We start from the raw sequence: 22,076 nt of genomic DNA, 5'->3' as shown, positions 1-22,076 counted from the left end.
AACAAACGTTTGGAATAATAATCCAACTGACTTTGGTGGAGCTGGCGGTTCTGGCGGAAGAGCTAACATCAATGGTTGGAACTCAAGAATCGAAACCTACACAATTAAGGTAACTCCAAATCAAATCGTAAATTTAAGTGTGGGAACTGGCGGGGCAGGAGGAGCTGGGGGAGCTGGAGGTTCGCGTCAAAATGGAAATTATGGCAATACACGCCCTGAAGGATTAGGTGGCGGTTCTGGAGCTTCTGGAGCAAATGGATTTTTGAAAATTGAATGGGAGGAGTAAAATGTTTTAATAATTATTTCATAAGATTATTAAAATTATATTAATGAAGAGAGAAAAATGAGCGTAAGTTTAGGAATTGGAAAACTAATTATCAGACCTGAAGACCCTGATAATTGTTCTTATTTACATTTTGAAGTTGAAGAATTGAATGATAAGAATGCGCCGATTGAAGGCAAAAATAAAATCGATTTAAGCAATAGAACAATGGTTGAGTTTATTGAAATTACAGGATTGAAAAAATATTTTAGTAAAGAAGAAATAGAAAATGATGCTGGAGAATATGGAATTTTTGAATATTCGTTATTCCAAGAAGCAAACGTAGCTTTATTAACAAAACATCATTTAGCAATCTTTAAGGAAAAAAAACTTGATTCATTAAAAAAATCTTATCCAAAATTTTGTAATGAAATTCTTGATTGGTTTATATACTGGACTGATTTTGCACTTAAAAAATATGAAAATCCTATATTTTGCTATAGTTAATTTTAATTAATGAGGTATCAACTATGAATCATAGCGCTTTTTTATCAATGGATGGAACTGGAATGCCTTTTGTCTTTTCTGGAACTGAGAAAGATATTTCTAATGAATTAAAACAAAATTTAACTATTAATAATGTTAAGAATGTATATAAAAATAAGATTATTGATCTGATCGATCATATTGAGTATTCTATTCCCCTTAACATTATTTCTTCATTTGAAATTTTAAGTGCAATTGAATTGCTGAATAATAAAATAATTTACGGAAATTTAGACGAAGATTGTGTAAATAAAATTGTTCAACATTCACACTATAACATACAAAATTTTTTAAAATTAAATTATGATTTAGAATATATCAACCGTGACTTTGACAAGCTTAATTACGACTCTAAAAAATTAGTATTGGATGATGTTTTACTTGAATACAAGGCTGACTATTTTGGTATAGGGGTAAAAAAAGATGTTGCTGATGGTTTTGTTTTTGGAAATATTAAGAGGTCAAATCCAAGGCTAAGGGAAATATTTTTAAAAAAATTAATAAATTGTGACTTGTGCAAAAATATATTTAAAGAATATGAATATTTCAGAGATAAATATGCAAGAGATATTCTAACTATTAAGTTAAAATTATTAGATAAAAAATATTTTTTGGTCGAAGAATTTGAGAATTTACAAGAAATCTTAACAAAAGATAATATTATAAATAAAAAACTAATTGATATTTTTAATGTTCTTGAGAGAGCTTCTTTTTTAGTTGATGAGTATAAATTAGAGTATAGGATTCCAAGTGAATATATTGAAATTTTAGATAACAGAATTGAAAATAATGTTCTTACAGAAGAAGAAAAATCTTATTTAGATAATCCATATAATCCGTTAATTTTAGATATGATAGGTTGTAAGTTTAAAATATTCTCAAGTAAAAATAATTGAATTGCTCATAAAAAGGGGAAGATTATGTCTTTAAATAAATCAAAATATAATTGGGACAATTGTTCTGTATGTCAGAAAGAAATAAAATCAGATTCAAAAATGTTTGATTTTTCTTATTGCTCTGGAAGTGCATCTGTTCAGATGGTTAATTATATAGATACTATTTGTTATTTGTGCTACGATTGCGGTTCAAGTTTAGAAAAAATTTCATTTTCAATATTAGATAAAGAAATAACATTAAATAAAGAAAGTCTCGTTAATAATGAGACGTATAGGGCAGTTTGCAATTTGTGTGGGAATAAACATGATAATGATCATTTTGTTATGTCACTTACGGAAATGCAACTAACAGGTTCAGGAATGAATGAAAGCAGTGATACTTATAAATGTATTTATATATGTAATAGTTGTAATTATCATTTAAGGAAAAGATTTCATAATAATAAAGAATTTAAGATATATTATAATTGTAATGGAATAAAATTTTCTTCTGAAACTCCATGGTAAGTAATAGTTTTTATATAAGAAAGGGTTTAATCAAATGACTATTAATAATAGTGCTATGAAGGTTGTATTATAAATCTACTTTAAGCCAAAACATATTTGAATACTATAAAATATCATCATTCAAACTTAATTTAAATGAACTTTCTCAAGATGATTTTCAAGTATATGTAAAAAATGATTTATTTATGCAAAATCTATATGATTACTTTATTTAATATCATTTAAAACAAAAAATAATAGAACACCATAACCGATAACTTAGTTTACTCCTAAATCCTTTTGTTCGTGATTTTTAACAGCTATATCCTCAAATTTTAATAATTGTTGATTCAAAGTTTCATTTTTTGTTTTCAACACTGCATTTTCAATTTCAAGTGACCTTACTTTTTCAAATAGGACATCTTGCTTTTGAAGCTTATCTTCAAGCTCTTTAACTTTAATCTTTGTTTCTAAAAGCCTGTCATCTGTAATTTCGATCAATCTTAAATTATTTTTGTACTGTTGTTGAAGCGTCGAATGTTCTTTTTCAAGTCTTCCATATTTCGCTTCAAATTCTTCATATAATTCCCTCAAAGATAAAAGTTCTCCATCTTTTAAGGATACTCTCTCTTCAAATTCTCCAACTTGGATTCCAAGTTTTTCATGGAACTCAAACTCAACTTTTTTCATCTTTTCTTCATATTCTGACTTTAAATTTGACTCAAGTAAATTTCTTTCATTTTCAAGCGCAATTTGCTCTGTTTCCATTTCGAGTGCTTGTTTTTTTAACTGTTCTTCTTTCTCAAAATTCAACAAAATTTGTGAACGGATTGTGTTGTGTAGCCTTGTCATGATGGTATCAACTTCTGTTAAAACTTTATTTGACTCGCTTTCTTTGTCTTGGTTTAAAAGCAGGTTTTCAAACGCTAATTTCACAACCTGTGGGGCTGTCATATTAAATTTTGAAGTGACTTCTTTAAAAAATCTTAAGTCTTTATTTGAACAACGGACTTGCCAATTTCCTATTCCTTCTTGCACTTCTTTTTCTGCTTCTTGCATTATTTTTTCCTTTTTTTAGCTTGTACTGAAATATTTTGCAGTTTTCCACTTGTTTTATTAGATGATACATTACTCATTAAGTCATGAATTAATTGACTTTTACCTTGAAATACAAAGCAATTAAAATTAGTATTTGAAATCTCTAATGCTTTATATCCATTGTTAAAATGATGTCGTTTATCTATATACATATGAATTCGATATCCTAAAATGAGCATATCAATTGCATTTATACCTTCAATTCTAGTTCCTATTGGGTAATATACGGAATTATTAAAATTGTCGTATTTCCAAATTACTATTGGATATTTTTTTATCAAATCAGTTGAATCTTTATTATGATATAATTTTCTGATTTCATTTAAATGCTCATCTGGAAGAATGATTCTTCTTTCATGAACTTTTAAATAGCAATAATGACGCAATAGAAGGCTTAAAACAAACAATTTAAATTTAGGAAAACAAGTGTGGTCAATTTTTTCAACTTCTTTAAACGAAGGAATTTTTTTTAAATCTATTTGCTGACCATCAATTATTAATTTTACTTCACTTGATTTCAAATATTTTTTATCAATAAAAAAATCTTTAGCAAATCCATCATCATGCCTTGTTTTATTTTCACATTCAGGACAGATAAAATCATCTTCGATTTCCTTGGTTGAGTATTTATTTATTCCAGCAGCATTATCAATAGAAATCATCTTTCCATGTTCTTTTACATTTTTAAATAGTTCTTCTGATATGATATGGCTATTACTTTTGTATTTTTCGACATCCTTGTCGCACATATAACAGCGAACCATCTGTTACCTCGTTAAATTAAAAAGTGGGTTTTTCCTTGCGGCGCTCTGTTTTTCTTCATCGATTTTCTTTATGTACATCATGGTTGTCAGAATGGAACGATGGCCTAATAGATCCTGAATTTCTCCAATCGGAACCCCATTCTTATGAAGCAGTGAAGCGACCGTGGCACGACAAGAGTGTGGAGAGATTTTCTTTGTTACGTTATTCTCTTTGGCAATGGCATCAATCAATCGTCCTATGTATTTCCTTTCGAGTGGTTCCCAACAGAGGGGATTTAAAGTAAAAAGAGGCTCCTTCGAGTTAGCCCCTCTTCTTAAAATAACAACATATTTTTTTAAAAGTGCGGCAAGGTCATCGGGGATCAAAGGGGCGTGCAACTCGCCACCCTTCAACTTTAAATTGAGCCTTGGAAATTCTCCCGTCAAATCCAGATCCTCGATTTTCAGGTTAACAAGTTCCGAGACACGCATGCCAACGCTGCATAAGGTCATAAATACACAGTAGCGGAGCCAAGTTCTTCTATGCGCTGTTTCAATATTTGGTTCCGTTGCCGCATCAAATTCCATTTGAAGCGATGTGAGAATTCTTTTCAGTTCGTCTTCTGTGAGTGCCTCTGTCTTTGCCTTCCCTTTTTTCACCCTTGGAAGGCTGATCCCCTTTCCGATATCTTGAGTAGTCCAGTTGCTATCATAAGCAAACCGAAAAAAGGACAACAAGGGCGCAAGCTTAGAGCCTGCCGAGGATGGGGTGTGTTTGTCGGTGAGCTTCTGTTTCCATTCGTCTAAATGCGCCCGCCTGAAGTCAGCGGCACACCAAACTTCAAGCCCTTGGCTTTCCCAAAACCTGAAAAATCCGTCAAGTGCCCGATTATAGGCCTCCTTCGTATTTTTTGCCGTAAAAGTGCGCAAAAAATCGGCTCGTTCCTGGGCGATTTTCGGGGGTGTTTTTTCAAAGTTGATGGTAAGAGACCCCTCAACGACAATCCAAGAATGCACATCATTATAGCAAATTAATTCCTTATACATGTCTGTTGCTCCCTGCAAAGCCCCAAATTCCCAAAGGGGTAAAAATATATTACAAGTAGGATTACATCATATTTTAAAAATAGTTCAAGTATATCGATGTAATATATTTGTATATCATATTTTAACTGTATTACGCATGTATGCAAATGTCCCATAAGTAATCTTATGGGTCATCTAAAACAGAATTTTCGCCAAAAAACCATAGGAGCCCGTTATTTCATATTTTTATAAATGGGAATAAAATTGAATTAGCAAGGGTTTTAAGATGGTTTAGGATTATCTTTCACCACTGGTTGCGAAAACTAGGGGGTTTTGATAGGCTCCCCTGTGGGAATTAGAAAGGGAGGGGAAATGGAAAACCCAAAATCACCATTTGGCATTGCAAACTATCTCCATGAGCAGCTCACAAGGGGCAAAACAAAAGCTCTTTTAGTAAAAGAACTTGTTATGGACAAGTATTACCTTAATAAGCACCTTTGGCTTCTGACATGGCCAAAGAATCTCATAGATCTTTGTCTTCTCTATCCTGACATCTTTACGGCAAGAGTTCTATTCAGCACTTTTGCATCACGCCAAAAATATTATTCAAAGAATAATTTCCAATATTTAAAGGCTGAAATTGATAAACTCATTCAAAATGGTGCTAAGCACAAACCCAGGAAAGCAGTCAATTACCCTAAAGCAAGAGCTGGTGGGTCTCTTTTATCACAAAGAAATAGAAAAGAAAATCTTAAAAAAATTGAAAAACAGTTAAATGTAGAAAAGATGACAAATGAAAATTTAAAATTGGATTTCGAGGAACTTCTCTATTACCAACAGCAATTTAAAGAAGCGTGCGGCTTCCATGTCATCGTCCAATACTCAAAATCAAGAGAATCAGGTGAAATCAGGATCAATTTTAAGAATGAAAAAGATTTAGATTATCTCCTCGAAAAAATGGCTTAAAGAAAAGACTTTTCTTTGTTTCAAACAGGTTTTGAAGTATATCAAAAATGCGTGGTAATTTTTTTACTGCATAAAACGATTGAAAGATTCAAATGGCAACTATACAAAACAATAAAGCCAATCTTAGCAATGCGTATGTTAGGGCAATCGCTGCAAAGGCTGGTGTAAATATTTCGAGACCTGAAAACGATTATGGAATCGATCTCACGCTAAAAGAAGTCATTACGATACCTAAACCTGATGGAACAACAAGGTATGTTGAAAGTGGGGTTGCTCTCGATATCCAGTTAAAATGTTCGCACGATGTCGAGCTAAAGGAAAATGAAATCATATATGATTTAGAAACTAAAAATTACAATGACCTTATATCCACAGATGTAAATACACCTAGAATCCTTGTCCTGCTCCAAGTACCATCTGAAGAAACGGAATGGATTTTACAAGACGCATCCAAGCTTGAAATCAGGCACTGTGCATATTGGATTTCATTACGGGGTAAAGAAATAGTAAAAAATAAGGAAACAAAGAGGATTAAAATACCGAATTCCCAAAAATTCACCTCAGAAGCACTTAAAAGTTTCTTTCAAAAAATTAAGGAAGGAGTTACGTTATGACTCTTCTGCAAAACATATCTTCAATTAAGCCTGACTTTGTCCAATCCTACCTTTCGAGATCTGGTTGGACACAAGTTGATTTTAATGTCCAAGAAAATTTTAAATACCAATTTTTAAATACGGATCTTGTTGTCCTTGTCCCAAGGAACACACATTCAAAAGATTATAGTCAATCCCTTTTTAATGTAATAAGCACCCTGTCCCAAGTTGAGGAGAGGGATATCAATTCTGTTGTAAAAAACATTGCAACCCCATCAGTGGATACCTTGAAATTTAGGTTCATTGGAGCAGGGGCTGATGTTGGGAGTCTTCCCCTTGAATACACATTGAACGCCATTGAAAGCATCAGAGATACCCTTGTTTACTCGGCATGTTCTGAACTTACTGCAAAGTCTATGTTTAATAGGGCATTGAAAGATGCAAAAAAAATCATTGAAAAATCAAGATTTGGGCAAACAGAAGTAGGAAGCTTTGTGATTTCAGTAGATATGCCTCTTGATTTGCAACCCATACACATCTTCCATGGCAGTCAAATATCAATAAAACAAGAATCGGAACAAGAAACAGAAAATGTTGATCCTATCCAAAGAAGGCTTATCACAAGGATCATCAGGAGTGCCCAAAAAGCACGGGCTATTGCAATCAACGGGGATTCCCTAGATCTAGAAAATGATTTCAAGACAAGCTTAAATGCAAACCTTGCCGATGCACTAGCAAGCCTTAAACAAGAAGGAATAGATCTGAGTGTTGAAATCAGTGCGCATTGGGATAAATCACTGCCATCTAAAGATTTACCTATCAAACCTGTCCTGATTGAAGAAAGGACTTTTGATACCTTAAGATCAATCGGTAACGTACTTCGTGGCTCAATATCATCAAGAAAAGTATCTGTTATAGGAAATATTTGTAGTTTATCTCGTGATGACACATCTGATGATGATGAAGAAATTGAAAATACAGTTGTCATTAAAACGAATGGTGATGACCTACCGAAAAAAATCAGTGTTACCTTAAATAAAACTGATTATTTAAAAGCGTGTGATTGGCACCGTGATAAAAAACAAGTCAAAATTAAAGGAACCCTTGAAAAATCAGGGCGTACTTGGCTATTAACAGGCTATAGCGATTTAATAGAAAATAGCTAAATTAACATCAAAAAGGTACGTATGAGTTTAAAATTACCAAGCGATATCACATGTAGGAAAGAGCAGATTGGTACAACTGTTGCCTTCATTTTAAGACATCAGGTAATGGGGGATCTTGGAAGGCTTGTTATAAGTGACATGAATGGAATGTCTCATTTTTCAAGTGAAGTTATCGGAGATCCCTTAGACCCATTGACAAAAAAACGACAAGAAATCTTAGAGCCAATCACAAAAGCGATGATTACAGAAGTTGAAAAAGCAACCAAAGTAAAAGATGTGAATTTGGATGCAAGCCAATTTAAACACAATATGAAACCCCAAAAGCAGTTGATTCCATCAAAAATCTTACCATGTTTAAAATGCAATAAAACTGTTGCACATCTTATATTTGCCGATGATGCTGAGAACCAAGCCCAATTGGAAGATTATTACAGATTAATGTACCCAAAAATCAAAGAAATTGATGTGCCGACTTGGATTATCGGAAAAGAAGAGATCTATTCCCCAAAAAATATCATCACATATGTCATGAAAGTTTGGCCTAAAAAAGATGAAACTGCGGTCAAAGTTAGTTTTGATGAATTTAATTTAATGCTAAATAAAATTCAAAATGGACATTGTTTAAATTAACAAAGGTGAATAATAAGAATGAAGTTAAATTTTATTTTATTTTCCTTATTTTTTACACTTTTATTTTCTGCTTTTACTTCATTTATTGCATTATTTTTATGTTACATTTTTGATATTAAGAACTATCAAAACATTTCAATTACTTTTTTTGCTCTTGGCCTCACGGTAGGACTTCATACAAGCATTCTTTATTACAGGAAAGCTTTTAATAGCAACAAACAAAAGTAAATTATAAATAATAATATAAAATATAACTGCAACACCTACCCAAAATAAATGAGCAGATTTATGAGAAAAGTCTAGATTCTGCCAGTTATGTATACGAGACGACAAAATAACTTCACAAAAATTAAAAAAATCTACTGATAAATCAAATAAAAATTTATTCGACATTATAACTCCTTTAAAATCTGATCATTCGATTGTAGTGTGGTAGACCATATTGTTTCTTTATACTACTAAATAAAAGTGTATCTTCAATACCTTTTGAAGAAAAACTGTATTCAAAATTTAAAATATCAAGAACTTTTTTTTCATTTTTCTTCTCAAAATAAACCTTATACGGAGATTTTGAGTCATCAACCCAAGCGAGTCCCTCAGATAATAAAAAATTCCACTCTTTTTCATAATCTTCTTGAGCTTTAATTATTAATAAATCATAATTTTCTTTTATCTCTTTCACTTTCTCTTTATACTCTTTTTTCCTTTTATCTATATTAATTAATTTAATTTCATTTTCCATTTTCAAATGTAACAACATCCATGAACAAGGAGGATGCAAAAGCCAATTCTTATAAGGAAAATTTCCCATTTTAAACCCCTATTATTCTTTATTCTTCTCTTCAAAGAGAGAACGATCCTCATTTAAATCTACAACTCTCTCAGTAATTATTAGAAATAGCCGCCAAGCAGAGTAAGGAATTTCAGATTCACCAGATTTCCATCTACGAATCACTCTACCATCGGAAAGTCCCAACATTTTTGCAAGCTGAGTACTTGAAAAACCTTTAAAAGTCGTTCTTATTTCTTCGGGCGATGGCGAAATATAACCTCTTTCAAATACTTTCCAGGAATTTGGAATTTCTATTTCATACTCATCAGATGTACTTAAACTCTGTCTTTTCAAGAAAGATTTTTGATCTTGAATACTCGGAATTCTTACAATTTTCATTTGAAAACCCCTTAATAAAAAGACAAGCGTTAACTTGTCTCGAATTTTAAACGTTCAACTTGGCTTACTTTAATATATACAAGATTTAAAGTACCCTGAGCACAAAAGTTTTTGAAATATTTTCTATTGAACAAATCAAGAAAAACATAAAAAAGATATTCAGGAATTAAAATATCTATTCTCGTTACTTTAATTCCTATATGTTCTTTATAGAATTTTTTTACAGGCATACCAACTTTGTTTTGGGAACCTAAACGAATAAGCCAAAAATCTGCTTCAGGAAAATTGACTTTTACAACACAAAATTCAAATAAAAACACGGGAAAATACCTCCGCAAAAACCCAGACATTATTGTCGGGTATGATTTAATCATAGGACAAAATGCCCTATCTGTCAAATGAAACAAAATATTTTTTATTAACTTTTTCATCTAACTTTTTAATTAAGAGAATAAAAATTGACACAAATATATTTAAAATATTTTTTTATTAAGTATATCAATAATAATAAATATTATTTTTAAAACTTGGGGTATGGGGCTTTGCCCCATTGATGCTCATACGGAGCAAAATCACCGTAAGGCGAAGAACAAAAAAATAAAATCAAAGGGAAAAAATAATCTTATACCCCCACCCCTTAACAACCGACAAAAAATAAACTCGAACCACTGTATGAGGTATAAAAAAATAAATAAAGCAATATAAACTTTGACTTTGTAATTGATAATAGATAAATATAACAACGGGCTTTAAGTGCTTCTGTTAAGCGACAATAACACTTCTAAGCCCTGCCTCTGACTTCTCATCAAAATCAATTTTTAAAATATTTTTTGATTTTTCTATCACTTGAGGTTGACTCCATCTTGATTTTTTTCCTTTTTTTCTTTGTACATATAAAAAATAAAACCCATCTTTATATTCAATAAAATACTTTTTATATCTTCCATTTGTTTCTGTTATTATTGCAGTCCATTGGAAAATATCTAGCTCAATTTTTCTCATATTACTCCTTATTAAGATTGGAAATAATATCCAATCTTTGATAACTCTTATTCAAGATTAATTTTACTATTTTTTTCTTTAACTTCTTTTTCTGCAACTTTTACTTTATTTTGTTCTAATTTTTTAGCTTGTTTTTCAACATCTATTACATTTTTCTTAAAATAAATTAATGCGGACTTAATTGTATCATTAGTATTTAACGTCATTAAGCCTAAAGAATCATGTTGAAATCCATTTTCAGGAAAGAATATTTCTAATAATTCTTTATCAATTGAATTTTTTTCAGGAAAAAAATCGGCGTACTTCCTTAGTTTACTTACTTCATTTTTTTCTACTTTTTTTGCCACAATAAACTCCCATTAATTCAACTTAATTTGTGCCTCTTTATAAAAGCCAATTGTGGTGTGATTCCCCAAATCTAATGCGATTAAATTGTCCTCTGGAAATAATTTTTCGCCTACAATTCTATACCCAACAGCAGCTGATTTAACTCTGCTTTCTTCAGATATTTCAATCAAAGAATAATTATCGTTTGTAGCTAATTCTTCTAATTTTTTACGTACTGGAAGATAAAGCATACCTCCACCAGTCAAAATTAATTTAAATTTTCTATCACGGTATTTATTTAAATATGCTCTTAGAGTAACTTGTATAGTTTCTGCATATGTTTCTAAAGCATTAAATACCATTTCATGAACTGTATCTGATTTTAAAATTCCCTGTGAACTACGAAGTGGAAAATCACGTTTTTTCCCATCATGAACATCCCTAACAACATCATCAAAATAATGTAAACGACCCTTCCCTACGGGAACCACAGCTCCGTTAGTTAATATTTGGCTCATTACATCCTGCGCTACAACCTGGGTTCCTAGATCAAATGAAACAAGAGTTGAAGAAATGATACCCTGATCATTAGCTGCACCTGCTTCAATTGTTCCAAATCCAATAGAGACTACTAAAACTTCCTCTTGAAGCGCACTTTGAAATGCTAAAGAATGACCTGTCGCTTCTGGAATGATTCGAATATCTTTAATTGTAATTTCTTTATTTTCTCCTTTCACATCTTTTCCTTTAACTACAAAGGGGACATTAAATTTAGTTTTAAATTCAAGTAATTTACTTTTTGGAGCACCCATAACGACACAACATTCGTTAAATCCTGATTTCAAAACACTGGAGTTAAAGACAGCTCTCCAATTCGCATCTGCTGGCCCTGCATTTATTGTACGAACACCTTCAAGTCTTTCCACAACACAGAGATCTCCGACAGCATAACGCCCATGCTCCAAATCAAACTGAAGCATATCTGAACGGTTACTGTAGAATTCAGGTATTGCTTTAGAAATTGATGGAAATTGAAAAAAATCCATAAAGAACCTCCATAAAGAATGATAAAAACTGGATAAGAACGTTTATAGTTCTATTTAGAGCGTAAAACGTTCTAAATAGAACTATAAAGAAACTTATAAGTATTGTCAAGAGGTCTAAATAGAACTTTTTTGACTCTCTATTGTATTCTATTATGGTCTTTTATAGTTCATAATAGGTCTTTTATGGGTTTATCTTCTTATTTTGGGTTTCGAAATATTTTGTTTTCGAGCCAAATCTTCATTGTGCATTGTATCGATTGGGCGGTTTTTATGATTTGGATTTAGCTTATGAAAATATTGAGATTGGCATTCTTTCGCAATGTTTTGAATCTTTAATGAGTATATTTCTTTTAATGTATTTACTGGTAATGTATGTAATCCTGTTGATCTACTAATTCCAAATTCTTTATTAATTTCATATTTTATACTATTAGCAATTATTTCTTGATTATTATTACCATATTTTGAAAATATTCCTAGTTCATTATTTATAGGATCTAATCCAATCTTATATGAAATTTCATAACTTTTTTCCTTTATCTTTCTACTGATTTTGATAGATTCTAAGTCATTTTCAGAAAATTTTTTTACAATATGATCTTTCTTTAATTTGTCATTATTTAAATTTATTTGTATTTTATTCTCTTCTACAATTTTATCATATGCAGTCTTATTCGCACCAATTTTTTCTACATTTTTATAAAGAATATTTTTATCATTTGTGTATATTTTGCAATCATATTTAGCACGTGAAACTGCTACATAAAAATTTTCTCTATCAACATTTGTTATTGATGCGTAAACTTTATCGCATGTTTTTCCTTGACTAGAAAAAACGGTAGAAACATAATTATAATCTATAAAATTACTTTTCATTAAATCAATAGATTCTTTTTTTCCATTATTATACTCTAAAGTTGCTCTGTTATTTTCCTTATCAATTGCAATAACATTTAAATATTGTCCATTCAACCTTCTTTCACTTTTTGCCTTAGAATCTTTAGTGCTACTTTTTTTAACTGAATGATTTTTTGTCCACTTAATCCTATCACCTATTGATACTTCAATAATTTTTTCTTGATATAAATTACCTTTAATTTTTGAAACATCAATTTCTTTTTTAAAATCATCAGAGCAAATTATAATAGTATTACTTTTATGATTAACATCTAAAACTTTGTATTCAACATTTTTTAATAACCCGTTTTCATTCTTATTTAAAATTAAAATATCATTTTTTGAATAAATATTTGAATTTCTTAAAGTATATTCATTATATCCAAATGATTCTAGAGTTTTAATTTCAACTGAATCTTTTAAAACTTCTTTTCTTTTTAATTCGCTTCTAACTATATTTGTGATTTGGTCTTTCTCATAATTAGTTGACGAAATAAAAAGTGATGCTTCTAAATCCTTTTTACTGAGCTTTAAATAATCATTTGCCATGTTTGCTATGATTTTTTCTGTGTCGGCTATCTCATTTACCTTTCCATTTTTTTCTAATATTTCTAATCCCAGTTTTGTATTCCCTTTTGCAATAAGATCTACTGATTCTTTCAAAGTTCGATCTTTTTGTCTCATTCCTTCACATAATTCAGCAAATTTTATTCCATGTTCTTGCAACTGTTTGAAGGGGTTGCCAGCACCGACAGAAGACAATTGTTTCGTATCGCCAACTAGCAATACTTTTGCATTTTCAAATTCAGCTTTTTTTAATAAATCATGAGCATCTTTTGCACTAAGCGTACCAGCTTCATCGATAATCCAAATTTCCTTTCCAGCAGCTCTTCCAGCAATAGAAGTATCGACTAATAATGATTTAACTGTATGTGCTTCACTCAACTTTGCCTCTTCAGCTAGAACTTTAGCTGCTTCAGCTTGAGGAGCAAAACCCTTAACAATATACCCATTTTTTTTAGCAATTTCTGTTGCAGAAGCTAGAGAAAATGTTTTGCCTGCGCCTGCTACTCCCTGCCATGCAATGATCCTATCATGTGACGTTAAATAGACTTCTATCGCTTCTTTTTGGCCTGAATTTAAACCATCATATCCAGCTTTAATTGAATCATTATGAATTGAATTGATAATCTTTTTTGCTTCTTCAATTTCAACAATACTCTCAAATATATTTTTGCCTCTTTGCATAATATTTATTGTATCAGTTTCAATTTTTAGAGATTCATTTGTGACGTATTCTTCTTTATTTTTCTGACCTACTAAATGAGCTTTTTTTTTAAATACTCTTCTGTTCTTACTTTTGTTTCTTCATTATAATCAAATATTCCTAACGATTTTGTGAGTATTTTTTCATGCAATTTATCTTTTTTTAAACTAATATCATTTTCGGTTAATTCCTTAACAGAATTTGAAATTATACTTTCTAAAATGTCAATCTTATTAATACTATTTTGCTCATTAAAAGTATTTACATTTGAAGAAATAGGATGAGTAATATTTAAAATTTTAGCCTCATTTTTCCATTCATTATAGGTTGATTTTTTAGGTATTCCATCAACTTTTTTATCTCTTTCTATCAATACATATTTTCTTGCGTCTCTTTGGTTTTTAGAACCCATTTCTTTCATCTGTAATGATCGTTTTGAAAAATGAAGAAGGTGGTCATTTGTATAACCTTTTATATCAAAAGTACCGTTAGGATTTAGTTTTATTTCATAGCCCAATTTTTTAATACATTTTGCAAGTTCATTTTGATATATTGCCCCTAATTTTTTCGAGCTATAATAAAATCCATCTTGATTAATTGAACGCCATTCCCCATTACTTTTTGTAAGGTTCATTAGAACACAATGTGTATGTAATTGAGGATCTATTTTCCTGCTAATATCATGTTCAAAAGTAGCTGCTACTATATTATTTGTAACTAAAATATTCCTATTATTATTTTCAACAATTCTAGTCTGTGAATACTCTTTTTCGACAACACTTAAAGCATATTTTACAGCATTTCTGTGAGCATCTATTAATCTTTTATCGTCTCCAACTAAAGCGGCTATTGAAACAGATTTTGGCGCTGAAAATGTCAGATCATAAGCTGGTCTTCTATCAGCTATTTTTTTAAAGTTATGATTAATTTTTTTAAATTCACCTTTAAATTTATCTTTTTTATCAATTGATATTACATTTGAATTATTAATTAAAGATGATATTCTTTTTTCATAATTATCTATTGTTTTTACTGGAATTTTATCGTTTGAATCTGTTATTTTATTTATAATAATAGATATTTCATCTTTATATTTATCTTCAATATTTAAACTATTTATTAACTTATTATATTCATTTTTTACATTATAATATGTTTCATAAGATAACTTTTGTTCTTTTATTTTTTTATTTACAAGTGATTTTCCGTCTCTATTACAACCATTTAAAATGTAGTTAAAATCTTTCAATTTAACTTTACCATTCAAACCTAAATCTTCGGCTGCAATTCCATACCATTCAGAGTATTCTTCTTGATTTTCTTTAGAATAATAATTGTCTTCTTTATAATAAGTTAATGCTTGTGATACATTTTGTAATCTATATATTGACAACATAAATCTAAACTCCTGTTGAATTTTTGTATTACATAACCAAGATTTTTTTCATTTCATTTGTTGATTCAGTTTGTGCTATTTGTAAGTAATTATTGATAGCTTCTTCTACTTTTTCTTTTGTTCTATCTTTCATAGTATTCTTAATAATTTCAGTTAGTATAGTCTTAGTAAAAGCAAGATATTCTGTATTCAATTTTCCAACTTCAAAAATTGTTTTTTGCAAGTAATTAATTTGATTTTGTAAATCATTAATAGACTTTTTTAAATTAGAATTTTCAAGAATTATTTCTTCATTACTCTTTAAAATTTTTCCAATATTTGACTTCCCTTTTACCTTTTTGTTTATAAGATCAATTACTTTTTTTCCTTTAGATTCTGCCGACTGTTTTAGCTTTTCGTAGTCACTATCTTTTACTGAAATTGTAACTCTTTTTGCCATATTATCACCTCAAAATTATATTACATAATATGTACATACGTTATTATGATAATATAATTGGATTTTGAAGTCAAATAAGTAACAGTTACGTAACTATTATGTACTTATTACATAACTTTTTAACATTTTTTCCTTTTATTTAAAGCATATTTTTATTTTTATTACATAACTTTGCCGACGGCATGGCGTAGTGTGTGACGAAAAGCAAACTGGTGGGGAGCCAAAAAAGGCATGGCAAAGCCATAGCCATTTTTGCGCCCAAACCGTTTGCGTTTGAGTGCCAACATCACGAAGTGATGGCGGAGTGAGTGAAGCGAACGGAGTTCCCACTCTTTCTTCTCCTCTTGTCAGCGTACTTTTTTACTGTAGAATAAAAAATGGTTTATTATCTCAATTAAAAAAGGAAGGGTACAATATATGGCTAAATTAAAAATCAACTTACCTGAAGAAAAACAAAAAATTGCGCTTAAGTTAAAAAAATCATCTATTGAAATATTAAAAAATTATTCACAATATATGTCAGAACTTCATAAAAAATCTATTTCAGAAGATGTCATTATTGATAGCATGCTTGAAAAGTTTTCAAAAGATAAAGAATTCTTAAAATTTTTCTCTTCTAGTTCAACTAGAAAAGGAGCCACAGTAAGTGAAAAAGAGAATAACAAAAAGTTAAAAGATAAACATCAAGAATTAACTGAATAATCATATAAAATTAATATATTTGAGGTATATATGCGAACTCTGGTTATTGCTGAAAAGCCTGCTGCTGGTCGTGATATAGCAGAAGCCCTTGGAGCAACAAAAAAAATTGATGGTGGCTTAGAATCTGATAGCTATGTGGTGTCGTGGGCTGCTGGACATTTAGTGACATTAAAAGAACCACACGAATATTGTGTTGAGTGGAAAAATTGGAGTTTTGAATCATTGCCAATTCTTCCTGAAAAATATGAACTAAAAGTTTCTTCTAAAGAAACTCAAAAACAATTCAATATTTTAAAAAAACTTTTGAATTCTAAAGATATAAATCGTGTCGTCAACGCCTGTGACGCTGGACGTGAGGGAGAACTAATATTTGATTATATTTATCGGCTTTCTGCTTCAAAGATTCCTGCATACCGTTTGTGGACTTCTGCCGCCCTCACAGCGGATGCTATCAAACGTGAATTCACACAATTAAAACCTATTGAGAACTATAATGGCTTAAGACTAGCTGCACGTGCTCGATCTACTGCTGATTGGACAATAGGGCTTAACTCAACTAGAGCTATCACGTTAGCTGCTCAAAAAAATGGTAACAAAGGAGTATTTTCTGTCGGACGTGTACAAACACCAACTCTGTACTTTCTATTAGCTAGAGAAATTGAAATTAAAAAATTTAAATCGCAACCATTTTATAATATAAAAGCAAATTTTAAAACTGAAGAAAATGAGTCATTTTATGGTAACTATGAGTATCAAAAAGATGGCAAATTTAGTTCCCAAATATTTTCAAGCTTAGAAGCAAAAAATATTTTTTCAGAGTGTGAAGGTAAAAATGCAAAAATTGTAAAAGTTGAATCGAAAGAAAAAAGTGAACCACCACCTTTTCTTCTAGATCTGACAGAACTACAAAAAGAGTGCAATAAGCGTTTTTCACTGAGCGCAGAGCAAACTTTAGAAGTTGCTCAAGCACTATATGAAAAGCATAAATGCCTTTCTTATCCGAGAACCGAATTTAAACATTTAACAGATGACAATAGGCAAATGATTCCAGGAATTTTAGAAGCATTAAAAAGTTCGTATGATCAAAAATTTATAGATCAAGTTACGCAAACTTACAAAAATGAAAATAAACGTATATTTGATTCTTCTAAAGTCGGAGACCATCATGCACTTTTACCTACGTCAACAAATCCAAAAAATCTTTCTGAAATTGAAAAAAAAGTTTACGATTTAGTAGTAAAAAGATTTCTTTCCGCATTTGCACCAAATTATCAATTTACATCTTCAATAATTGCTTCTACTTGTAATGAAAAATATCTTTTTGTTTCTCGTGGAACAATAATTAAATCATTAGGATGGAAAGAAATTCTAATCGAAGTAAATGACGAAGAAAAAAAAGATGAAAAAGAAGAAGAAAAGCAAAAACTACCGAATGTAAAAATTGGTGATATAGTTAAAATAAATAAATTGAATATAAAAGAAGACAAAACAAAACCTCCTTCTCGCTACAATGATGCTACTTTACTTGCTGCAATGCAAAATCCTAGCTCAAAAACAGATGATAAAAATGAAAAAGAAATTTTAAAAAGTTGTGGTTTAGGAACTCCGGCAACACGTGCAGCAATTATTAAAAATTTAGAATCTAAAGAATACGTAAAACGAGAGAAAAAAAATATAATACCAACTCAAAAGGCATTTGATTTATTTTCGATGCTTCAAAAGTTTAATCAGTCATTTTTATGCAATCCAGTAATGACGGCTGAGTGGGAAAAAAATTTACAATCTATCGAACGAGAACCTGCACTTGCTTCTTCTTTTTTGAAGAATTTGAATTCATTAACTATGGATATTGTATCGAACATCAAAAAAGCAATTTAATTTTTTATATCCTGAACACTTCAATTCTTTATTAAAATACAATTTTAAAGACCTTGGTTAAATTAAAAACAGACAACGTACCCATTTCTAACTAAAATTTTCTAAACGTGTTTATACATAAGCAAATGCCATTTTAAGCGAAGCTGTTGATTGCTATAATTTATAGCAATCAACAGCTTCTTTTATGCAAAAAGTAAAATTAGAAGTAGTTTAAAAACTACTTCTAATTTTACTTTTTTTAAACCTTCCTAGAATCTCTTAGGAGATTCTAGGAAGGTTATAGAAGAGCAACAAAATTATGGTAACATCAATTTAGATATGTATGATAATAAAGTAAAAAAACGTTTAAGACGGTTTTTAGGCTGATGGTGTTATACAGGGGAAGTGATGGTGTTATACAGGGGAAGTGATGGTGTTATACAGGGGGGGTGATGGTGTTATACAGGGGAAGTGATGGTGTTATACAGGGGGGTATAACTGCATTAAATTGAATTTACAGAAAAATTATATGCTTCCATTAAATTTTTGGCTGAAATTGATGATTAGATGAAGTGAAAAGTGATGGTGTTATACAGGGGATGGATTTTATAATATTATGATTTTGATGGAGATTTCTTTGAGATGTTTTCAATTACGCTTTCAGGTCTAGAAATTTTATAGTGCTCTTTCCTATATTCTTCTATTTGCCATTTCAATAATTCAAATTCATTTAATGCTTTTTTTATATCAATTTTTCTTGTTCTTTTTGTATATCTATTATCTGTATCCTCAAAATAAACGTACCCTATTAAAGATTCGAGGCTAACATTTCGTGAAGTTCCAGGGTTAATCCAAGCACAGAGGCGCTGATGTAATAGTCTAGCTGCATCACTTGATAAAAGCCTAACTTCTTGCATATCAATTCTAGTATGCTGTGGTTTAAATCCAAATATTACACTTGTAATGATTGGATTTAATGCAACAAATAATTTTCCCTTTTCGTTATCACTCGCATAACTAGAAAGTAAACGGCATCCAATTCTTTTTTTGTTGAATTCATAAATAATTGATACTTTCCAAAGCCGTTCAACACAATTTCTGATTGTTTTTGTGTTTTCACAATCAGCATAACCTATTTCTTTAGCAAGCTCACGATAACTTCCTTTGGCTACTACGACATCGTCATTTGTGGCGTCCCATTTTAAATCCATTTGTTTTCTAACTTCTTTTCCATGTTCAGAAGATGTTTCTGAAGTAACAAATTGATCGTGATGATTTATTCCTGCCATTGCGATTAATCCTTGAAGCACCCTTAAATCATCCGCACCAAGCGGTTCGGGGCCACTAAACTCAATTTTATTTTTATCTCCAAATTCGTATGTGATATCTAACTTTAATTTTTTGCGATCACCTTTTTTAATACTCCTAAACAATCCTGGAGCTAAACAATGAGCAGGATCATGAAGTGCAAATTTTAAATTATATTTAGAACTTAAATCAGAATTTTTAGATACCACCTTTACGTCCTCCAAAAATTTGAGAGAGATTATTTGATTCTTTTTTAGTTAAATCAGTTGGTTTTAATATTCCACCATCTTCTCTTTTTAACCATCTATCAGCAATAGGTGAACCATAATTCATCTTTGAGTAAACATATTTAACATATAATTTTCTGTCTTGCTCATCTATACCTAAATCTTTTGCTTCGGGGCTTGTCATTGTTACAAGATTGATTTGAAGTTTAATATTATCCGTTAAAACAGAACTGCCTCGACTAGCTTGTTGGTCTCCACCATTTGAGTTGTTTGCACTATTTTTATTTGTGTGATGTAAAAATAAAATGCTCGTATTGTTTTCAGATGCAATGGAACCCATTATTTTAATAAGTTCAGACATTTTACCGCTATCATTTTCTTCTAAATTATGAAAAACTCTGAGTGTGTCTATAATAACTAATTTTGAATTTATTGTTACATTTTTTATCCATTCAAACCAATTTTTATCCATAATATTAGGATTTTTACCAGATATAGAATAAATAAACATGTTTTTATTTAGTTCATGAATTTCTTTCTCTGAGAGATATTTGCACATAGAATGTAATCTTAGAGCTGTTATTTGTTCAGGATCTTCTCCTGAAAGTAAAACTGATTTTCCTGTATTAAGTTGTCCATACTTTAACATATCATTTCCGCAAGCAATACTAGAGCAGGTTTGTAATGCCCACATCGTTTTTCCAGTGCCTCCAGAGGCCACAACACTTCCAACAATTCCTCTTAGTAAACCTGGAAAAATAAATTCTAGTTGTGGTGGTTTGTTTGAACAAATCTCCAAAATATTTAGAGGCAAAAAGTTAAAATTTGAACTTTTATTAGAAGTATCAATTACATTTTCTTGTGAAGTATCAAATTTTTTTAATATAAAATTAAAAGTCTCGTTATTAAGTGCGTTTTTAACTAAGTGATCATTAATATCATTATTTTCTGGGAAAAAACATTCATAAAAATTGTTTTTCCAATGTTCTTTTTCTTCCTTTTTTTCACAATAAGAAATTAATGATTTTTGAATTATATTTGAAATAGCTATTGCTTTATGATTGTCGTGTAAGCAAATCTTAATATTATCGTATTTTCTTATCTCATTATTAAATTCGTCTTTCCAATCTTTTGTCAACACACAAAAACCTAAAACATCTGAATCTTCAATATTATTTCTATTAAAATATGTTTTTAATGATAAATAATCAGGTTCTCCTTCACAAATATATAATGATTTTTTTGTGGAATTTAATTGATTGAACCCAATTATATGATTATTTGCTCTAGGTTGTGCATATACTTTTATAGTTTTTTCTACTATTTTTCCTTCTTTATTCGTTTTTTTTATAATTATATTTTCATATAATCTATATCTCATATTTACAATTTTATTTTCAGAATTGAAAATAGGTATAATAAACCCATAATATGCTTTGTTCCCTCTAATTATTTCGGTAAATGGTTTCCATAGCTCATTTTTATCATTCATTAGTCCAGAATTTTTTAAATCATTTTCTGGGCAAGATTTTATTAATTCACATATTTTACTTCTAATTGGATAAATATCTCTACATCCTGATTGATACGCAGATCTTATATCAATGTTCCTTTTTTTCATCCAATTCATAAATGAATTTGTAACTTCAACATCTTTTGAAATATTCCATATCTTTTCTAAAATATCAGAATTTTTATTATCATATGTATGTTTTTTAATATTTTCAAATTCAACTTTTATGTTATAATTATGACAAATATATTCAACAGATTCAGTAAATGATTTTGATTTTAAATTTTGAATAATTTTAATTGCGTCAGCATTAAACCCACAAGAAAAACAAAGTACATGATCGTGATAAACAGCCATCGATGGGTTTTTATCTTCGTGATTTGGATTAATTTCAGAACATGAAATATTTGAACTATTATTTAAGTTAATTCCTAGTGATTTAACAAGACTTCTACAATCAACCGTATCTTTAATTTTTTTAATTGTACTTTCGCTAATTAACATAACAACCA

At 30.1% G+C, this 22,076-nt stretch carries 25 protein-coding genes and 1 pseudogene; 10 read left to right on the top strand and 16 right to left on the bottom strand.

The features are described 5' to 3' along the window. The 4 genes and pseudogenes from AXG55_RS14915 to AXG55_RS14540 all read left to right on the top strand — a co-directional run. A pseudogene (locus AXG55_RS14915) lies at positions 1–286 on the top strand (hypothetical protein); the annotation flags it as partial. Between the two features lie 57 nt (positions 287–343). After that, on the top strand, positions 344–769 hold the full coding sequence (locus AXG55_RS14550) for a hypothetical protein (RefSeq protein WP_148698920.1): 426 nt from the start codon (positions 344–346) through the stop codon (positions 767–769). Positions 770–792: 23 nt separating this feature from the next. Continuing rightward, entirely contained in the window at positions 793–1,704 is a 912-nt protein-coding gene (locus tag AXG55_RS14545) for a hypothetical protein (protein ID WP_148698919.1), read from the top strand. Between the two features lie 24 nt (positions 1,705–1,728). After that, on the top strand, positions 1,729–2,211 hold the full coding sequence (locus tag AXG55_RS14540; protein ID WP_148698918.1) for a hypothetical protein: 483 nt from the start codon (positions 1,729–1,731) through the stop codon (positions 2,209–2,211). A gap of 258 nt (positions 2,212–2,469) precedes the next feature. Here the strand turns inward: AXG55_RS14540 and AXG55_RS14535 are convergent, their stop codons facing one another. The 3 genes from AXG55_RS14535 to AXG55_RS14525 are packed head-to-tail and all read right to left on the bottom strand — an operon-like array spanning position 2,470 to position 5,078. Continuing rightward, positions 2,470–3,249 (bottom strand): hypothetical protein, encoded by a 780-nt coding sequence (locus tag AXG55_RS14535; protein ID WP_148698917.1) that lies wholly within the window; start codon positions 3,247–3,249, stop codon positions 2,470–2,472. Beyond that, on the bottom strand, positions 3,249–4,052 hold the full coding sequence (locus tag AXG55_RS14530) for a hypothetical protein (RefSeq protein WP_148698916.1): 804 nt from the start codon (positions 4,050–4,052) through the stop codon (positions 3,249–3,251). The genes AXG55_RS14535 and AXG55_RS14530 overlap by 1 nt, the downstream gene beginning before the upstream one ends. 3 nt (positions 4,053–4,055) lie before the next feature. Further along, the gene (locus AXG55_RS14525; RefSeq protein WP_148698915.1) at positions 4,056–5,078 is read right to left on the bottom strand and encodes a tyrosine-type recombinase/integrase; all 1,023 of its coding nucleotides are present in this window, start codon (positions 5,076–5,078) and stop codon (positions 4,056–4,058) included. Positions 5,079–5,429: 351 nt separating this feature from the next. Here AXG55_RS14525 and AXG55_RS14520 point away from each other — a divergent pair, with 351 nt between their 5' ends. The 4 genes from AXG55_RS14520 to AXG55_RS14505 all read left to right on the top strand — a co-directional run bounded on the left by AXG55_RS14520 (position 5,430) and on the right by AXG55_RS14505 (position 8,412). After that, positions 5,430–6,023, top strand: coding sequence for a hypothetical protein (locus AXG55_RS14520; RefSeq protein WP_148698914.1), 594 nt, complete (start codon positions 5,430–5,432; stop codon positions 6,021–6,023). A gap of 92 nt (positions 6,024–6,115) precedes the next feature. Further along, entirely contained in the window at positions 6,116–6,637 is a 522-nt protein-coding gene (locus tag AXG55_RS14515) for a DUF4365 domain-containing protein (RefSeq protein ID WP_148698913.1), read from the top strand. After that, the gene (locus tag AXG55_RS14510) at positions 6,634–7,782 is read left to right on the top strand and encodes a hypothetical protein (protein ID WP_148698912.1); all 1,149 of its coding nucleotides are present in this window, start codon (positions 6,634–6,636) and stop codon (positions 7,780–7,782) included. Before AXG55_RS14515 ends, AXG55_RS14510 begins: the two co-directional genes overlap by 4 nt. Positions 7,783–7,803: 21 nt before the next feature. Further along, a complete protein-coding gene (locus AXG55_RS14505) occupies positions 7,804–8,412 on the top strand; it encodes a hypothetical protein (RefSeq protein WP_148698911.1) in 609 nt (202 codons plus the stop codon). 135 nt (positions 8,413–8,547) lie between these two features. Here the strand turns inward: AXG55_RS14505 and AXG55_RS14500 are convergent, their stop codons facing one another. The 11 genes from AXG55_RS14500 to AXG55_RS14450 all read right to left on the bottom strand — a co-directional run bounded on the left by AXG55_RS14500 (position 8,548) and on the right by AXG55_RS14450 (position 16,287). Then, entirely contained in the window at positions 8,548–8,805 is a 258-nt protein-coding gene (locus AXG55_RS14500) for a hypothetical protein (protein ID WP_148698910.1), read from the bottom strand. A gap of 10 nt (positions 8,806–8,815) precedes the next feature. Beyond that, on the bottom strand, positions 8,816–9,160 hold the full coding sequence (locus AXG55_RS14495; protein WP_148698909.1) for a hypothetical protein: 345 nt from the start codon (positions 9,158–9,160) through the stop codon (positions 8,816–8,818). Positions 9,161–9,235: 75 nt separating this feature from the next. Next, on the bottom strand, positions 9,236–9,583 hold the full coding sequence (locus AXG55_RS14490; RefSeq protein WP_148698908.1) for a hypothetical protein: 348 nt from the start codon (positions 9,581–9,583) through the stop codon (positions 9,236–9,238). 29 nt (positions 9,584–9,612) lie between these two features. Next, positions 9,613–9,903: a hypothetical protein gene (locus AXG55_RS14485; protein ID WP_148698907.1), complete on the bottom strand. Its 291-nt coding sequence runs from the start codon at positions 9,901–9,903 to the stop codon at positions 9,613–9,615. 442 nt (positions 9,904–10,345) lie between these two features. Further along, a complete protein-coding gene (locus AXG55_RS14480; RefSeq protein WP_148698906.1) occupies positions 10,346–10,585 on the bottom strand; it encodes a hypothetical protein in 240 nt (79 codons plus the stop codon). 47 nt (positions 10,586–10,632) lie between these two features. Then, positions 10,633–10,932 carry a hypothetical protein gene (locus tag AXG55_RS14475; protein WP_148698905.1) on the bottom strand — a complete coding sequence of 100 codons (300 nt, stop codon included), beginning with the start codon at positions 10,930–10,932 and terminating at the stop codon, positions 10,633–10,635. A 12-nt stretch (positions 10,933–10,944) separates the two neighbouring features. Further along, positions 10,945–11,958 carry an acetate and sugar kinases/Hsc70/actin family protein gene (locus AXG55_RS14470; protein WP_148698904.1) on the bottom strand — a complete coding sequence of 338 codons (1,014 nt, stop codon included), beginning with the start codon at positions 11,956–11,958 and terminating at the stop codon, positions 10,945–10,947. Between the two features lie 189 nt (positions 11,959–12,147). Beyond that, complete coding sequence (locus AXG55_RS14465) at positions 12,148–14,103, bottom strand: AAA family ATPase (RefSeq protein ID WP_148698903.1); 1,956 nt, start codon at positions 14,101–14,103, stop codon at positions 12,148–12,150. A 71-nt stretch (positions 14,104–14,174) separates the two neighbouring features. Next, complete coding sequence (mobF, locus tag AXG55_RS14460; RefSeq protein WP_148698902.1) at positions 14,175–15,518, bottom strand: MobF family relaxase; 1,344 nt, start codon at positions 15,516–15,518, stop codon at positions 14,175–14,177. A 28-nt stretch (positions 15,519–15,546) separates the two neighbouring features. Then, a complete protein-coding gene (locus AXG55_RS14455; protein WP_148698901.1) occupies positions 15,547–15,957 on the bottom strand; it encodes a hypothetical protein in 411 nt (136 codons plus the stop codon). A 135-nt stretch (positions 15,958–16,092) separates the two neighbouring features. Continuing rightward, a complete protein-coding gene (locus AXG55_RS14450; RefSeq protein ID WP_148698900.1) occupies positions 16,093–16,287 on the bottom strand; it encodes a hypothetical protein in 195 nt (64 codons plus the stop codon). 87 nt (positions 16,288–16,374) lie between these two features. Between AXG55_RS14450 and AXG55_RS14445 the strand changes: the two genes are divergently transcribed. Together AXG55_RS14445 and AXG55_RS14440 are read left to right on the top strand one after the other, a co-directional pair. After that, positions 16,375–16,659, top strand: coding sequence for a hypothetical protein (locus AXG55_RS14445; protein WP_148698899.1), 285 nt, complete (start codon positions 16,375–16,377; stop codon positions 16,657–16,659). Between the two features lie 30 nt (positions 16,660–16,689). After that, positions 16,690–18,537 (top strand): DNA topoisomerase 3, encoded by a 1,848-nt coding sequence (locus AXG55_RS14440; protein WP_148698898.1) that lies wholly within the window; start codon positions 16,690–16,692, stop codon positions 18,535–18,537. A gap of 593 nt (positions 18,538–19,130) precedes the next feature. Here the strand turns inward: AXG55_RS14440 and repC are convergent. Both repC and AXG55_RS14430 read right to left on the bottom strand, forming a co-directional pair. Next, complete coding sequence (gene repC / locus AXG55_RS14435; protein ID WP_148698897.1) at positions 19,131–20,033, bottom strand: replication protein C, IncQ-type; 903 nt, start codon at positions 20,031–20,033, stop codon at positions 19,131–19,133. After that, entirely contained in the window at positions 20,023–22,068 is a 2,046-nt protein-coding gene (locus tag AXG55_RS14430) for an AAA family ATPase (protein WP_233231451.1), read from the bottom strand. The genes repC and AXG55_RS14430 overlap by 11 nt, the downstream gene beginning before the upstream one ends. Between the last annotated feature and the right edge of the window lie 8 nt (positions 22,069–22,076).

It is taken from the genome of Silvanigrella aquatica (assembly GCF_001907975.1).
In the GTDB taxonomy this organism is placed as follows: Bacteria; Bdellovibrionota_B; Oligoflexia; order Silvanigrellales; family Silvanigrellaceae; genus Silvanigrella; species Silvanigrella aquatica.
The sequence above is the reverse complement of the archived record's forward strand: the minus strand, read 5'-3'. Positions and strand labels throughout refer to the sequence as shown.